Raw genomic sequence first — 15,031 nt, forward strand, 5'->3', positions numbered from 1 at the left:
AATAGAGGCAACCTCTTTTCTGGTTGACCGCCCCATTTAGACGTCAGCTCGCAGTTGATTATTGTCATGAAGGTCGTATGAAGCTTTTTTATTAGATTTGCCAAAGCAGATATTATCATTTATTTTAAGTACTCCATGAACCTTCAACAGCCCTTCAACAAGAGAGATCGCTTTTTCCTTAATAGCCAGAACGTCGTTATTGTTGCGACAATCCTTTTTGGAATCTTTCTGCTTGCTTTATCGCTATCCAGTTGTAAAAACAGTGGGAGCAGCCGAAATAAAAACAATTCCTTAACAGAGAGTGCGGCCGCCACAAAGGGATCTTCTTCGACAGACGCCCGTCAGGGGAAGATAGCCATGGACTGTACACTTTGCAAAGAACCTTCCAGAGCGCAGTTACTAATGGGCGGGGCCGGCGCAAGAACAGATAGCGGCATAGATGCCGGCAGTCGTACGGATGCCGGCAGTAAGGGCAACGATACTGCAAAAATGGTATTGATTGAAGGAGGCAGTTTTCAGATGGGATCTGATCAGTTTGCGGATGCTCAGCCTATTCACCGGGTACATGTTTCTTCTTTTTATATGGACACCCATGAAGTGACAAATGATCAGTTTGCGCGCTTTGTAGCAGCCACTAACTATATTACTGTGGCAGAACGCCCACTTAACCCCAAAGATTATCCGGGCGTACCGGTAGATAAATTAGTGCCCGGCTCCGGTGTGTTCACGCCACCCGGTCACCCCGTATCACTCAATAATCCAATGGCCTGGTGGAGTTACGTGCCGGGCGCTAACTGGCGTCATCCTAAAGGCCCTGGATCTTCTATAGAAGGGAAAGGGAACTTACCGGTAGTTCAGGTTTGCTATGAAGATTGCCTGGCGTATGCCAAATGGACTGGCAAAAGGCTACCTACCGAAGCTGAGTGGGAGTATGCGGCCCGGGCAGGTAAACATTTTGAAGATTATTACTGGGGTAAACAGTTGCGCCCGGGTGGCCATTTTATGGCCAATAATTTTCAGGGCCATTTTCCCGATCATAATACCCGGGCTGATGGTTATGATGAATTGGCGCCTATTGAATCTTATCCACGGAGTGCATTTGGACTATACGATATGGAAGGCAATGCCTGGGAATGGTGCAATGACTTCTACCGGCCGGACTATTATGCTTCCAGTCCTGTCAATAACCCACAAGGTCCCAAAGATAGCTATGATCCCGAGGAGCCGGGTTTGGTAAAACGCGTCCAGCGCGGCGGCTCTTTTTTGTGTAGTGATGAGTATTGTATCCGTTATAAGGCGGGCTCCCGGGGAAAGGGAGAACCCAAGAGCGCCAGCAACAACCTGGGCTTTAGACTGGTCAGGGACAAATAACAACACGAGTGAGTGTTCCCCTCAAATAAGTTCCTATGCCGCAACGCTTCGCCTTATTTGTTTTTTTCTTATTTTCTGCGTCTTCCGTGTTGAGGGCACAGCATATGGATATACCTGTGAAAATCAGTGGTACTGTACATGATCTGTCGTCGGGAGAATTGCTTTCAGGCGTCAATGTAAAATATGGAATACGCAAAGGCACCACTACCAATAGCTATGGCTTTTTTAGCCTGGTTGCCAAAGATACACCTGTTGAATTAGTGGTTTCGCATGTAGGTTATCTGGATACGATCCTTCCTTTTTCTTTTTTCAGAGATACCGTTTTGGAAATTGCACTCCGCCCCACCCTGTTGTCTGCCACCAAACTGGACAGCAATGCCGTAAAGGTATATGCAGCCAGCGCCCCAGGGATGACGGCTGCCCAAATGGGGATTAATCGGATAAATTTGGAACAGGCGGCAAAACTGCCGGTTATTTTTGGAGAAAGAGATGTGTTGAAGACGTTGTCACTGTTGCCGGGTGTGAAGCAATCCGGTGACGGAAACGCAGGATTTTATGTCAGGGGCAGCAGTGCTGGACAGAATCTGATCCTCTTAGATGAGGCACCGATCTACAATGCTTCTCATCTGTTTGGCTTTTTTAGTACTTTCAATAGCGATGCCATTAATGATGTGACACTTATTAAGGGCAATGCAGACGCTCGATATGGAGGAAGGCTTGCCTCTGTATTAGATGTACATATGAAAGAGGGAAATAACCAGCAGTTCCATGCAGCTGGCGGCATTGGTTTGATCAGCAGCCGCCTTAGTCTGGAAGGGCCGATTCAAAAAGGGCGCTCTTCTTTTTTGATCACTGGCCGCAGAACCTATGCTGACCTGTTTTTACATCTGAGCAAAAATGAAGATGTTAAAGACAATTCCCTTTACTTTTATGATCTTAATACAAAAGCCAATCTGTCGCTCAGCCCTAAAATGCATTTATATTTTTCCGGATATCTGGGAACGGATAAATTGGGCCTCAAAGATCAGTTTATGATTGACTGGGGCAATAAGGTAGCAACGCTTAGATTGAACAGTATTCTGGGAGCAGGGCTATTTTCTAATACCAGTTTTATTTTTAGTGACTACCATTTTAATATCCTGCTTAAATCCGGTAACAACCGCTTTCACCTGAACTCGGTCATCAGAGACATGGATTTTAAACAGGATTTTTCCTGGAACAGCCAGATGGGTGCCTGGCACAGTGGCCTGAGTAGTATCTACCACCAGTTTGACCCTACTCATTTTTCCGGAGGTAATGACAGTGCAGATTATACACAATATAAATCCCTTCAAAGAGGTTGGGAAAATGCGTTTTACGTGAATTATGATGGTAAGCTAAGCGAGCGTCTGGGATTATCTGCCGGAATTCGGCTATCTGCCTACAGTTTGCTAGGTCCTGGAACCTTCTACCGGTATATGCCCGAAAGCACCGATCCGGTTGACTCCGTCAAACTCAGATCCGGTCAGATCGGAAAAACCTATTTGAATCCGGAACCCAGAATCTCGCTGGCCTGGCAGCTTGATGAACAGGCTAGCCTGAAAGCGGCCTATAGCCGCAATACCCAGCATTTGCACCTGCTCAGCAATTCAGTATCCACTAATCCCACCGATCAATGGATTGGAGACAGCTATAATATCCAGCCAGAGACTGCTGATCAATTGTCTTTGGGGTATTACAGAGACTTAAAGGCCTACCGGTTAGAAGCGGAGGTCTATTACAAATGGCTGGGAAATCAGGTTGATTATAGAAACGGTGCGGACCTGACCACTACAGATGACGTGCAGTCACAGTTGCTGTATGGTATAGGACGGGCCTACGGACTTGAACTGTTTTTTAAGAAAATCCAGGGCAAATTAACGGGGTGGGTAAGCTATACCTTATCCCGTACGGAAACCAAAATAGCAGGTATAAATGGTAATGAGTGGTATAGAGCTCATCAGGACAGAACACACGATCTTTCGGTGGTGGCCATGTATCCTTTGTCTGAGCGTTGGGAAGTGGCGGGAGACTTTATGATCGCAACCGGAAACGCTGTTACATTTCCACAAGCTAAATACAGATTAAATGACCAGAGCTTTTTTTATTACGCCAAAAGGAATGATTACAGGATGCCGGTCTATCACCGCATGGATCTGAACTTTACATTGAAATGCAAACCACATCGCCGTTATCAGGCCTCCTGGAGCTTTGGCCTGTATAATGTTTATGGAAGGGAGAATGCGTATATCATACAGTTTGAAGAAGATCCCGACAAACCCGGCAAAACAGTGGCCAAGCAAACTTCTTTATTCAGATGGGTACCCTCGGTTACCTATAACTTTAAATTCTGATTCACAGATGCCACAACTATTTAAAGATATACAGTATTTAATAAAAGCGGGCCCGATGCTGCTGATATGCGCATTCATTCTGATGCTAAGTAGTTGTACCAAAGAGGTGGAGCTGTCGTTAAAATCATCCAAACCACAACTCGTGATTGAGGGTGTTGTTTCTAATGGCGTCGGCGGGTCCTATGTGCGACTGTCCCGTTCGCAGGACTTCGCGGATCAAAATGACTATACCAATGTGACAGATGCGCTTGTCGTCTTATCAGATAGCACACGTGGCTTACATGACACCTTAAACATCAGTCCCGATCAGCAGGGAATGCCTTATTTTCACAGCCGCAGGATCCGGCCGGCAATAGGCCATGTTTATCGATTGGAAGTACAGGTTGACGGGCATGTATATACGGCCCGATCTGAAATGGCTGATACAGTTACCTTCGAAGGTATCACCCTGTTGTCGGATGCCGGCGATTTAACAGCCAACTCGGTGTTTACTGCCGTTCCTAAATACGTTGATCAGGCAGGGGTTAAAAATTATTACCGGTTTGAGCAGTATATCAACCATAAAAAAGATCCCGGTATCAACGTAATGAATGACAACGTTGGCGATGGCCTGATGAATGAAAGACCTATTTTTACCAGGGATATTGATATTCATTTAGGGGACACACTCACTGTCGTCATGATCCAGATTACACAACCTGTTTATCAATATTTTTATCAGCTGGCACAAAACCAGGACCGTTTAGGAGCAACACCCAGCAATCCGGTGTCTAATATTTCAGGCGGTGCCCTCGGTTATTTTAGCGCAGAATCCCGCCAATACTTTACAGCAAAGATTTCGGACGAAAACTAACACAGCCAACTTTTGAGGTTACATTATTTGTTTAACGGCTAAATGGGGCGGTTTAGGCCAGGTGCGGGGATAGCGGCCAGCAAGCTTTTTGTGTAGGCCGATTGCGGACGTTCATATATATCATCTGCGTTACCGAGCTCTTCCAGTTCTCCCTGATTCATGACTGCAATACGATCTGAGATATATTTGACTACAGACAGGTCATGTGAAATGAATATGGATGTAAAGCCTAGTTGTGCTTTTAAGTCGTTAAAGAGATTCAGAATCTGCGCTTGTACACTCACATCGAGTGCTGAAACACTCTCATCACAAATCACGAAATCAGGTTCAAGGATTAACGCACGGGCTATAACCAGCCGTTGTCTTTGCCCGCCACTGAATTCATGGGGATATCGATCATAATGTGCGGGTTGCAGCCCTACCCTTTCCAGCCAGCCGCAGACCTTATCTTTAACATGGCGCCCCGCTACCTTGCCATGTACTAAAAGCGCCTCACCGATGGCCTTTCCGACAGTGATCCTGGGATTGAGTGCACTGTATGGATCCTGAAAGATCATCTGCATTTCTGTAGCCGACTGCCAGCTGTTAGAATGATCATTTTGTCTGGAATGTCCTTTAAAGGTGATCGAACCGTCATGAATAGGGGTCAGTCCCATGATGGCCCGGCCAAGGGTTGTTTTGCCACACCCTGATCCGCCGACCAGGCCGAGCGTTTCCCCTTTGTACACCTCCAGATCCATGCCTTTTACAGCTTTAAAATAAGCAGTCGCCCGCCCCCAAAAATCTCTTTTGGTCGGGTACCAGACCTGCAATTTTCTAATCTGCAGCAACGCGCCGGCCTCCCTGTTGGGAGCACTGACAGATGCATGTACTTTAATGTCGGCTGTCCTATCATGAAGGGCAGCGCGGCCATCCTCCTTATTCAAAAAATCTGAAACGACTGGCAGCCTTTCTCCCCTCTTGTATAAACCTGGGCGACAGGACAATAAGGCCCGTGTATAAGGATGCGAGGGGGTGGATATGATATTGCCTGCCTGCCCATACTCCACCAACTCACCTCTGTATAGTACAGCGATCTGATCCGCAATTTCTGCGACCAATTGTATGTCGTGTGAGATAAACAGCACACTCATATTGGTCTTTTGCTGTAAATCTTTTATAAGCTGAAGGATCTCTTTTTGGACCATGACGTCTAGTGCCGTGGTAGGCTCATCACAGATGAGTAGTCTGGGCGAACAGCTCATTGCCATGGCGATCATTACCCTTTGTTTTTGGCCACCACTGATCTGATGGGGATACTTATCAAAAACAGCAGCCGGATCAGGCAACTGCACGTCTGTAAAAAGTTGTATGGCCCTTGCTCTGGCCGTTTTTCTATCGATCTTGAGATGCGCAATAATGGCTTCGGCTACCTGGTCGCCACAGGTCTTAACAGGGTTGAGTGATGTCATGGGTTCCTGGAAGATCATGGCAATCTGGGAGCCCCTAATGTTTTCCATCTGCCGCGTATTGAGTGCTGTCAGGTTGATTGACGTATGCTGCCGTTTTTGCTCCTCCGGTGGCAGATCTTTAAAGGCATTCTTTAAAAAGATCTCCCCGGATAGCGCTGCTTGTCCAGGTAATAACTGTAACAGAGATAAAGCTGTCAGTGATTTTCCGCTCCCCGATTCTCCCACAACAGCCAATGTCTGGCCTGTGCCAATCGTCAGATCCAGTGCACGCAGCACGGTGTTCCGGCCAAAACTGATGGTCAGGCGGTTTATTTCTACAAGTTCATTTTGTTTTTGTTGCAAATGCTCGGGTGTTTAGGAAGCAGTCTGCATCTGATCTGCGAACTGCATTTGATGCAATTTCGCATAAAAACCGTTACGTTCCAAAAGCTCGTCATGAGTGCCCATTTCTTTAATCTGGCCTTTATCCAGGACAATGATCTTATGGGCCTTGCGGATCGTGGAAAGTCTATGGGCGATGACAATCGAGGTACGCCCCTTGATCAGCTTATCAATGGCGCGCTGTACAAGGATTTCGCTATCGGTGTCAATAGAAGAGGTGGCTTCATCCAGTATCAGAATTGAAGGGTCATACAGGAGTGCACGAATAAAAGAAATCAATTGTCTCTGGCCCAGGCTGAGTGAACTGCCTCTTTCCATGACAGAAAAATCATAGCTACCTTCCAGCTGCATGATAAAATCGTGCATTCCGATCATTTTAGCTGCTTCTACAACTTCCGATTTGGTGATATCTGGGTTCCGTAACGTGATATTTTCCATGATGGAACCGGAAAATAAAAAGACATCCTGTAAGACCACGCCAATATGTTTACGAAGCGTCTCAATATTATATTCTCTGATATCCACTCCATCAATTAATATCTTACCGCTCTGGATCTCATAAAGGCGGTTGATCAGGCTGATGATGGAAGTTTTGCCACTGCCAGTATGGCCAACGATAGCTACCGTCTCACCAGGATTGATCTGAAAATCTACATCTTTTAAGACATAATGCGGTGGATTATACGCAAAGTTCACATGATCAAAACGGATAGAACCATTGATCTGATCAGGATGATAATGTCCTTGACTGGCCTGCGGTTGCATGTCATCATTTTCCAGGACCTTAAAGACTCTCTCCGCAGCAATAAGCCCCATCTGCAGCACATTGAATTTATCAGCTATCACCCGTAAAGGCCTAAATATCTGGTTCAGATAGAGGATAAAGGATACTAACAGCCCCGCATCCAACTTGTTATCTGCCACAAACCAGATCAGAAAGGCCATACTAAGAGCCAGGATAATCTCTACGACCGGAAAGAATACAGAGTAGGCGAAAATCGCTGAGATGTTGGCATTTCTGTGTTCTTTATTGATCTCTTTGAATTTGTCAGCTTCTCTTTTTTCTGCTGCAAAGGCCTGAACAATGGCCATGCCGGATATATGCTCCTGGACAAAAGCATTAAGAGCGGAGATGGCATTTCTCACCCGCAGGTAGCTCCTGTTGACACTTTCTTTAAAGTAAAAAGTTGCGATGATTAATATAGGGAAAGGGATCAAGCTGATGAGCGTGAGCTTCCAGTCGATATAAAACATGGTTCCCAGTGTGACCACAATGGCAAAAAGGTCTGCCAGGATAGGTACTAATCCATCTGAGAAGATGTTATTGATACTCTCTATATCGTTAATGGTTCTTGTAGTCAGTGTACCAATAGGCGTCTTATCGAACTGACGCTGGTTAAGCTGGCTGATTTTGTCAAAAACCTGAATGCGCATGTCTTTTACGACTGCCTGACCCAGCCATGAGGTAATAAAACTGAAAATGAACCTGGTTAAGGTCTCAATAAATATAAATATGATCTGGAAAATGGTGACGGCAATAATGAACTGAAGAACATTATTAAGATGTTGATCACTGATAAATATTTTGAGCCAACCGGGTACAGAAACGGGTTTGCCCGTTGCCTCTGAGACAGTCAATTGGATCAGATAAGGGCGCACCGGCGCAAATACGGACAGGACAAGTGCCAGCACGAGACTGCAGGTAAACTGTAACCGATAAGGTTTAACATAGGCGAATACCCTGCTGAGCAGGCGTATATCTAGTTTTTTCTTCTCCTTTTTTTCCATTTGCCCGGCAAAGATACATCCTTTTTACTGAGGAATATTTTGGGCTGCATGGAGCTATCCCCAAGGAAAGGGAATGTCTAAAAATCTTGCGCAAACTTTGCGTAGAACGATTGTTTGTTTTTATGCTTAAATTTTCCGTTTTAAATTCTTTTGTTCGATATTTGCTCCCAAATTATAATCTGAATGAACCTTTCATTTGACAATACAAAGGTTGCCTTTGCGTACAAGACGACTAAGGATCTAAAATCCGCTAAGAGCCTGTTTTCCACCATGAAATACCCGGTGCTGACGGCATTGGGTACCCGCTTTACCCCTTTTTTAATGAAGACGGGGCTTCCGATTAACGGCATCATCCGCAACACCATATTTAAGCAGTTTGTGGGCGGAGAATCTCTGGAAGCGACGGCGCCGATTTGTGATATGTTAAATAAGTATGGTGTCGGGGTTATCTTAGATTATGGCGTTGAGGGCAAGGAATCGGAGGCCAGCTTTGATCATGCTATGGAAGAATTTATCCGGGTGATCGCCTTTGCGGCCACCCAGAAAAATATTCCCGTAATTGCGATTAAAGTATCCGGGATTGCCCGTTTTGAGCTGCTACGCAAACTCAATGAAGCGCCCCGCCTCAGAAGCGGTGTGCATGAAAATGAAGAACAGCTGGCGGAGTGGGCCAGGGTCAGACAGCGTATGATCAGAATCTGCGATGCGGCCAGAGAATATAAAATCGGCGTTCTCGTGGATGCTGAGGAGAGCTGGATACAGGATCCGATTGACCGGATCACCATGGAAATGATGGAAATCTATAACAAAGAGCAGGTGCTGGTATATAATACGATACAGTTATATCGTCACGACCGGTTGGATTTTCTGAAAATGTCCCATGACATAGCCAGCCGGCAGGGATTTTTACTAGGTGTTAAGCTTGTACGCGGTGCCTATATGGAGAAAGAAAGAGCACGCGCTCAGGAAGAGGGGTACCCTTCGCCGATTCAAAAGGATAAAGACAGCACAGATCTGGATTATAATAATGCCGTGCTGTTCTGTGTGGACAATATAGATACGGTCGGATTTGTAGTAGCAACCCATAACGAGGCCAGCTCCTTATATGCTGCTGAATTACTGGATCAGAAAGGCATTACACATAACCATCCCCATGTACATTTTTCTCAGCTATATGGGATGAGTGACAATATCACCTTTAATCTTGCCAGGGAAGGCTACAGTGTCAGTAAGTACCTGCCCTTTGGGCCGATCCGCGATGTGATCCCCTATCTGATGCGCCGGGCGCAGGAAAACTCCAGCGTTAAGGGACAGACCGGTAGAGAACTTTCGCTGATCAACCTGGAACTGGAGCGTAGAAAACAGCTGGAAGCCAGTTGACGAACGAAATACAACTTTTCTTATTTGGGAAAAATGACCCGCACGGTGGGTAACTTTATATTGCCCGAGCGTGTCAGAATTGAACAAAAGTCCTTACTTTCACGCTTTGGCTTTGAATGTATTCAGATCGAAGTTAAAGCTGAAAAATAGATGAGGGCAGGACCGATTGTGTCCATCTCAAACACTTTTAAAACATTATAAATTTAAAATAGAAATGGCTTACGAAGTAATTGGCAAATTAGTGGCAAAGTATGATATTGTACAACGTACAGAAACGTTTAAAACCAGAGAGTTTGTGGTAGAAAAGACGGATGATATCGGTGGTCGTATGATCAGCAACTATATCAAATTTCAGTGTGTTCAGGATCGTACTGCCCTCCCTGATCGCTTTAATCTTGGGGATGAAGTAAAAGTTTCCTTTAATCTGAAGGGCTCTAAATGGAGCAGAGACGGAAGAGAGAATTATATAACGAATCTGGATGCCTGGAGAATGGAGCCGGCTGGCAGTCTGCAGGGTGGTGGATATGGCGCCCCACAACAAGGTGTGGATGCCCCTCCGCCCCCATTTGTGCCTGACAGCGCACCTGGAGAGGCTGATGATTTGCCTTTCTAATTTTAGACGTTATTGTGGAGCCTATTAGTAATGCTCAAATGATCAATAATGAAATGACCGGTTAGTTTTATCCATTTAAAAATGTAATTGATGGAAATGTGATAAGGCTGACCGGTTTTTTTGCGTATCAACCTTGTAGTTAATCTCCCAGATTGTTGGAAGGTGGGTTTTAATTTTGTTTTTTAGTATATACTTGATTCTTAAGTAGTTGTATGAATTATAACTCGTTGCTTTACGCTTATTTTTTTGCTGTTTTAAAGTAAAATATAGCCTGTTTTGCTTCCTTTGGTATAGTTTTAGATATATCCCTTCTGAATCAAAAATTATATTTATGAAAAAGGCATTATTGTTATTTGCTGCTGGTCTTTTCTTCGTAGGCGTTTCAAACGCACAATATGAGCGCCCCATCGGATCTGAGTTCAGCGTGGGTATCACGGGTGCTTTACCAGTCGGTGACTTTAGTGATGTATCTTCATTCGGTTTAGGCGGTGATTTAAAATATGCCTATAACTTTAATGAGTCAATTGCCGCTACCGTTTCTGCCGGTTACAACAATTTTTTTGTTAAAGACGAATTAAAGAATGCAGGCTTTGATAAAAATGTGGGTATTGTTCCATTGAAGGCCGGTGTACGTTTTAGCATGGGAGGTTTATATGCAGAACCGCAACTGGGTGTTGCGATTGGCACGAATGAAGGATCAGAATCTGCCTTTACTTATGCAGGTCAGGTAGGTGTAATGGCCACCCAGAATCTGGATTTGAGCCTGCGTTATGAAGGTTGGTCTAAAAATGACATTAAGAATGGATTTGTAGGGTTAAGAGTAGCCTATACCATGCCTTTCTAGGGCAAGCGAAACCTGTTTTCAACCTATGGATAATACCTAAGGGCCGGCGATAATTTTTGCCGGCTTTTTACTTTCTGATATTTTAACTGGCTATTTCTTTGTTTAGAATTCAGCTCAAAAACTTATTTTTGTTTTGGAAAAGGAAGCTTTGTTCCGGACTAACTTTAAAAGAAACCTCTTTAAACAACATTCAATTATTAATATCATTATGGCAAGCTTAAAGGAGCGCTTACAGGACACGGTTAGTTATATCCAGAGTAAATGTGACAGAAAACCTCTCATCGGTATTGTATTGGGTAGCGGATTGGGGAACCTGGCGTCAGAAATTATTGTTGAGAAAGAATTAGGCTATGCAGAAATACCCCATTTTCCCGTGAGTACGGTTAAGGGACATGGTGGCAAGCTCATCTTTGGCCTGCTGAACGGTGTACCGGTGCTGGCGATGTCAGGTCGTTTTCATTATTATGAGGGGTATACTCCGGCAGAAGTTGCCTATCCTATCCGGGCTATGCATGGGCTTGGTGTACAGACACTACTTTTGTCCAATGCTGCCGGTGCTGTGAATCCGGACTATCAGGTGGGTGACCTGGTCCTTATAAACGATCATATCAGTTTTTTTACGGTTAACCCTTTACTTGGACCTAACGAAGATGAGCTAGGCCCCCGTTTCCCGGACATGAGCGAGCCTTACAATAAGAATATTATCGCCATCGCTAAAAGAATTGCTGTCGACTATGGTTTTAGTGTTCATGAAGGCGTTTATACTGGCGTAACAGGGCCTACTTTTGAAACGCGCGCCGAATATAAATTAATCAGAGCTGTAGGCGGAGATGTTGTCGGGATGAGTACCGTACAGGAAGTCATTGCCGCCGTTCATACCGGTATGAAGGTTTTCTGCGTAAGCGTGGTAACGGACTTAGGCATCCGGGAGGAAGATAATATTATTACCCACGAGGAAGTGTTACAGGCGGCCGAGGAGGCGGAACCTAAACTAACAACCTTATTTAAGGAGTTGGCATCAGAATTGCAAAGGAATATTAAATTAACATAATATATCTCGAATTGAGTAACATGTTAAACTTTTTTCTTCTGATTTTTAACTTTAAAATTAAGTAAGATGCTACTAAAAAAAATGTTACCTGCTTTTGTAATGGCGACCGCACTGGCCATCGCCTTGCCATCTTGTAAATCCAAACCGTCTGACGCAGATATCCAGACGCAGGTTCAGACCGCCATCTCAGCGACACCAGGTGTTACGGCTGATGTAAAAGATGGTGTTGTTACCTTAAGTGGTCTGGTGGGCTCTGAGGAAGAGAAAACTGCTGTAGAAACTGCCGTTAATAACCTTAAAGAGTCAGGCGTTAAAAGTGTAGTGGATAATATTGAGGTAGAAGCACCTCCAGCTCCAGCAGCAACCGCTACTGATCCATTGGCACAAGGTGTGGCTGATGCCACCAAAGATTTTCCTGGGATTACCGCTACAGTAGCAGATGGAATTATTACCGTTACCGGTGAGATCGAGCAGTCTAAAGTTAAGACACTCAAATCCTCTCTGGATGCTTTGAATCCTAAAAAAGTAGATATGTCTCAGGTAAAGGTTAAATAACCCTCTTATTATTAGCTAACATAAAAACAAAATTAAAATGGCAGCTTTACAGGAAAAATATAAAGAATTGATTGATGCAGTCAATGCCTCTGGAGTGACGGGGGCACAGGTCAGTGAAGCAGATGGTGTTCTGCATATTACAGGAACCGCACCGAGTGCTGATGTTAAAAACAAGCTTTGGGATATATATGGTAAAATAGATCCTAATTTTTTGACCGGTGATGTGGTCATGAATGTAAACGTTGCAACGGCCGTGGCCGGGGCAAAAGTGAAAGTTGTTACTGATGAGTCCAATCTGAATATCCGTAAAGGACCAGGGACTGATCAGCCGATTGTCGGTAAGGCCGCTCATGGAGAAGTCATTACACTGGTAGGTAAAGCCAATGATCAATGGTGGCTCGTCAGAACCAATGACGGTGAAGAAGGTTACAGCTATTCCCAATATCTGTCTCCAGTTGAATAACCATATTTTATAGGAATAAGCTATAAAACTGAAAGAGCGTCAATACTGCCGAAGTATTGACGCTCTTTGCTTTAAATAGAGGAAATAGGAATTACATGTGCAATTTATCTTTTTTCTCCAGGAGTTCTTCTACCGTCTCTTGGTACATCTCATCAGGAACACAACAATCTACTGGGCAGACAGCCGCACATTGTGGTTCTTCGTGGAATCCCTGACATTCTGTGCATTTGTCTGGCACTATAAAATAAACGTCATTACTGACTGGATCAAATCTTTTGTCTGCATCTACGACTGTACCATCCATCAGTGTATAATCACCTTTAACACTGGTTCCGTCTGTGATGGCCCAATCCACACCCCCTTCATAGATAGCATTATTGGGGCATTCTGGTTCACAGGCGCCACAATTAATACATTCATCTGTTATCTTAATCGCCATCGGGTTCGTTGGTTTAATATTTTTTGAATAATTTTGCGCAAAATTACATAAAAAATGCAATTGTCACAAAAAGTAGCTTTGGCTGTAAAGTTAGGAAATTATTTGCTCCAAAACAATGATGAGTGGCAGGACATCAAGCAAAAGGCCTACCGGGAAAACCCTTGGTTTACACCGGAATTCATTGATATTGCAGCTAAAAACATTGCCTGCTCATTTTTGAAGGAACAATTGTTAAAGGAATGGCTGGCACACTATCCTGCATTAAACCACCTTAAATCACAGAAAACGGTTGGTGTTGTTATGGCGGGCAATATCCCAATGGTGGGTTTTCAGGATTTTTTATGTGTCTTCATGAGCGGTCACAAACAGCAAATCAAACTATCTTCAAAAGATCAGGTTCTCATGCAGCACCTGCTGGCAAAAATGGCTGAATGGGATGCGGCTTTTAGAGAACAGGTAAGCGTTGTTGAAAGATTACGGGGGTGTGACGCCTATATAGCGACGGGGAGTAATAACTCAAGTAGATATTTTGCTTATTATTTTGGCAGTAAGCCAAATATTATTCGCAAAAACAGAACGTCAGTTGCCTTGTTGGATGGCAAGGAGACTAATGAGGAATTGGGCGCATTGGCGAGAGATATCATGTTGTATTTTGGTCTCGGATGCAGAAATGTGACGAAGTTATACGTGCCTGAAAAATATGATTTTGTCCCACTGATTGAAGCATTAAAAGAATATAATTATTATTTGGATTTTCATAAGTACCATCATAATTTTGACTATCAGTTGGCGATACTAATCATGAATAGTAAGGTGTATATGAATAGCGGTGCTTTGCTGCTCATCGAAAGCGAAGATCTGTTCTCCCCTATCAGTCAGGTGAATTATTCTTTTTATAAAGACTCCGCTGAATTAAAAAATAGTCTTCGGTCCAATGGGGATGTCCAATGTATCATGGGTAAAGACTTTATTCCATTTGGGGAAGGTCAATCACCTAATCTTAGGGATTATGCTGACGGTGTAGACGCGATGTCGTTTTTGCAAAGTCTTTAAATATAAAATTGCGGGATGTAGCGCAGCCCGGTAGCGCGCTTCGTTCGGGACGAAGAGGCCGCTGGTTCGAATCCAGTCATCCCGACAATTTGACTTTCGAAAAATAACTAAACCTGTAAATCTTGTTGATTTGCAGGTTTTTTTATTCCCCTGCATATCAAAAAATATCAATGAATAGCTAGCCAACTTAAATGAATACATTTCATGATATTGATCTTTTTAAATATTTATATTACAAAACTAATTGTTGACATAACCTCTATTGATATCTATACTTCCTTTTGTGTTTTCGCCATTTCCCGATAGAGAGTAGTGCCCCCTATCTTACTTATATTGCTCAAAGGCTTTGCGTTACCAATAGAATAATGTTTGACACACTGACTGTTCCGTAGAACTCTCAAGCATCAAGTATATTGC

The 15,031-nt window shown here is 44.0% G+C and carries 13 protein-coding genes and 1 tRNA gene; 11 read left to right on the forward strand and 3 right to left on the reverse strand.

Going from position 1 to position 15,031, the window contains the following annotated elements; all coding sequences use genetic code 11:
* The first annotated feature begins 135 nt into the window (after positions 1-135).
* The 3 genes from K9M52_RS16590 to K9M52_RS16600 are packed head-to-tail and all read left to right on the forward strand — an operon-like array spanning position 136 to position 4,596.
* The gene (locus K9M52_RS16590; protein WP_224069555.1) at positions 136-1,371 is read left to right on the forward strand and encodes a formylglycine-generating enzyme family protein; all 1,236 of its coding nucleotides are present in this window, start codon (positions 136-138) and stop codon (positions 1,369-1,371) included.
* 35 nt (positions 1,372-1,406) lie between these two features.
* On the forward strand, positions 1,407-3,743 hold the full coding sequence (locus K9M52_RS16595) for a TonB-dependent receptor (protein ID WP_224069556.1): 2,337 nt from the start codon (positions 1,407-1,409) through the stop codon (positions 3,741-3,743).
* A 7-nt stretch (positions 3,744-3,750) separates the two neighbouring features.
* Entirely contained in the window at positions 3,751-4,596 is an 846-nt protein-coding gene (locus K9M52_RS16600) for a DUF4249 family protein (RefSeq protein ID WP_224069557.1), read from the forward strand.
* Between the two features lie 38 nt (positions 4,597-4,634).
* On the opposite strand, the gene K9M52_RS16605 is transcribed toward K9M52_RS16600, so the two are convergent.
* A complete protein-coding gene (locus K9M52_RS16605) occupies positions 4,635-6,389 on the reverse strand; it encodes a dipeptide ABC transporter ATP-binding protein (RefSeq protein ID WP_224069558.1) in 1,755 nt (584 codons plus the stop codon).
* A gap of 12 nt (positions 6,390-6,401) precedes the next feature.
* Positions 6,402-8,216 carry an ABC transporter ATP-binding protein gene (locus K9M52_RS16610; protein WP_224069559.1) on the reverse strand — a complete coding sequence of 605 codons (1,815 nt, stop codon included), beginning with the start codon at positions 8,214-8,216 and terminating at the stop codon, positions 6,402-6,404.
* A gap of 183 nt (positions 8,217-8,399) precedes the next feature.
* On the opposite strand from K9M52_RS16610, the gene K9M52_RS16615 reads away from it, so the two are divergent.
* The 6 genes from K9M52_RS16615 (at position 8,400) to K9M52_RS16640 (ending at position 13,122) form a co-directional block, all read left to right on the forward strand.
* Positions 8,400-9,596 carry a proline dehydrogenase family protein gene (locus K9M52_RS16615; protein WP_224069560.1) on the forward strand — a complete coding sequence of 399 codons (1,197 nt, stop codon included), beginning with the start codon at positions 8,400-8,402 and terminating at the stop codon, positions 9,594-9,596.
* Positions 9,597-9,810: 214 nt separating this feature from the next.
* The gene (locus K9M52_RS16620; protein ID WP_224069561.1) at positions 9,811-10,209 is read left to right on the forward strand and encodes a DUF3127 domain-containing protein; all 399 of its coding nucleotides are present in this window, start codon (positions 9,811-9,813) and stop codon (positions 10,207-10,209) included.
* 331 nt (positions 10,210-10,540) lie between these two features.
* Complete coding sequence (locus K9M52_RS16625; RefSeq protein WP_224069562.1) at positions 10,541-11,053, forward strand: outer membrane beta-barrel protein; 513 nt, start codon at positions 10,541-10,543, stop codon at positions 11,051-11,053.
* Between the two features lie 208 nt (positions 11,054-11,261).
* A complete protein-coding gene (locus K9M52_RS16630) occupies positions 11,262-12,104 on the forward strand; it encodes a purine-nucleoside phosphorylase (RefSeq protein ID WP_224069563.1) in 843 nt (280 codons plus the stop codon).
* Positions 12,105-12,170: 66 nt separating this feature from the next.
* Positions 12,171-12,659 (forward strand): BON domain-containing protein, encoded by a 489-nt coding sequence (locus K9M52_RS16635; RefSeq protein WP_224069564.1) that lies wholly within the window; start codon positions 12,171-12,173, stop codon positions 12,657-12,659.
* A 37-nt stretch (positions 12,660-12,696) separates the two neighbouring features.
* Positions 12,697-13,122 carry an SH3 domain-containing protein gene (locus K9M52_RS16640; protein WP_224069565.1) on the forward strand — a complete coding sequence of 142 codons (426 nt, stop codon included), beginning with the start codon at positions 12,697-12,699 and terminating at the stop codon, positions 13,120-13,122.
* 91 nt (positions 13,123-13,213) lie between these two features.
* On the opposite strand, the gene K9M52_RS16645 is transcribed toward K9M52_RS16640, so the two are convergent.
* The gene (locus K9M52_RS16645; RefSeq protein ID WP_224069566.1) at positions 13,214-13,561 is read right to left on the reverse strand and encodes a 4Fe-4S dicluster domain-containing protein; all 348 of its coding nucleotides are present in this window, start codon (positions 13,559-13,561) and stop codon (positions 13,214-13,216) included.
* Positions 13,562-13,615: 54 nt separating this feature from the next.
* Between K9M52_RS16645 and K9M52_RS16650 the strand changes: the two genes are divergently transcribed.
* Both K9M52_RS16650 and K9M52_RS16655 read left to right on the forward strand, forming a co-directional pair.
* Entirely contained in the window at positions 13,616-14,614 is a 999-nt protein-coding gene (locus tag K9M52_RS16650; RefSeq protein ID WP_224069567.1) for an acyl-CoA reductase, read from the forward strand.
* Between the two features lie 11 nt (positions 14,615-14,625).
* Positions 14,626-14,699, forward strand: a tRNA-Pro gene (locus tag K9M52_RS16655).
* Positions 14,700-15,031: the final 332 nt, after the last annotated feature.

This window comes from Arachidicoccus terrestris, assembly GCF_020042345.1.
Classification (GTDB): Bacteria; Bacteroidota; Bacteroidia; order Chitinophagales; family Chitinophagaceae; genus Arachidicoccus; species Arachidicoccus terrestris.

Bases quoted from the DNA above. Each gene is read 5' to 3' on its own strand.
- K9M52_RS16590 (WP_224069555.1), top strand. From the start codon at position 136: ATGAACCTTCAACAGCCCTTCAACAAGAGAGATCGCTTTTTCCTTAAT.
- K9M52_RS16595 (WP_224069556.1), top strand. From the start codon at position 1,407: ATGCCGCAACGCTTCGCCTTATTTGTTTTTTTCTTATTTTCTGCGTCT.
- K9M52_RS16600 (WP_224069557.1), top strand. From the start codon at position 3,751: ATGCCACAACTATTTAAAGATATACAGTATTTAATAAAAGCGGGCCCG.
- K9M52_RS16610 (WP_224069559.1), bottom strand. From the start codon at position 8,216: ATGGAAAAAAAGGAGAAGAAAAAACTAGATATACGCCTGCTCAGCAGG.
- K9M52_RS16615 (WP_224069560.1), top strand. From the start codon at position 8,400: ATGAACCTTTCATTTGACAATACAAAGGTTGCCTTTGCGTACAAGACG.
- K9M52_RS16620 (WP_224069561.1), top strand. From the start codon at position 9,811: ATGGCTTACGAAGTAATTGGCAAATTAGTGGCAAAGTATGATATTGTA.
- K9M52_RS16625 (WP_224069562.1), top strand. From the start codon at position 10,541: ATGAAAAAGGCATTATTGTTATTTGCTGCTGGTCTTTTCTTCGTAGGC.
- K9M52_RS16630 (WP_224069563.1), top strand. From the start codon at position 11,262: ATGGCAAGCTTAAAGGAGCGCTTACAGGACACGGTTAGTTATATCCAG.
- K9M52_RS16635 (WP_224069564.1), top strand. From the start codon at position 12,171: ATGCTACTAAAAAAAATGTTACCTGCTTTTGTAATGGCGACCGCACTG.
- K9M52_RS16640 (WP_224069565.1), top strand. From the start codon at position 12,697: ATGGCAGCTTTACAGGAAAAATATAAAGAATTGATTGATGCAGTCAAT.
- K9M52_RS16645 (WP_224069566.1), bottom strand. From the start codon at position 13,561: ATGGCGATTAAGATAACAGATGAATGTATTAATTGTGGCGCCTGTGAA.
- K9M52_RS16650 (WP_224069567.1), top strand. From the start codon at position 13,616: ATGCAATTGTCACAAAAAGTAGCTTTGGCTGTAAAGTTAGGAAATTAT.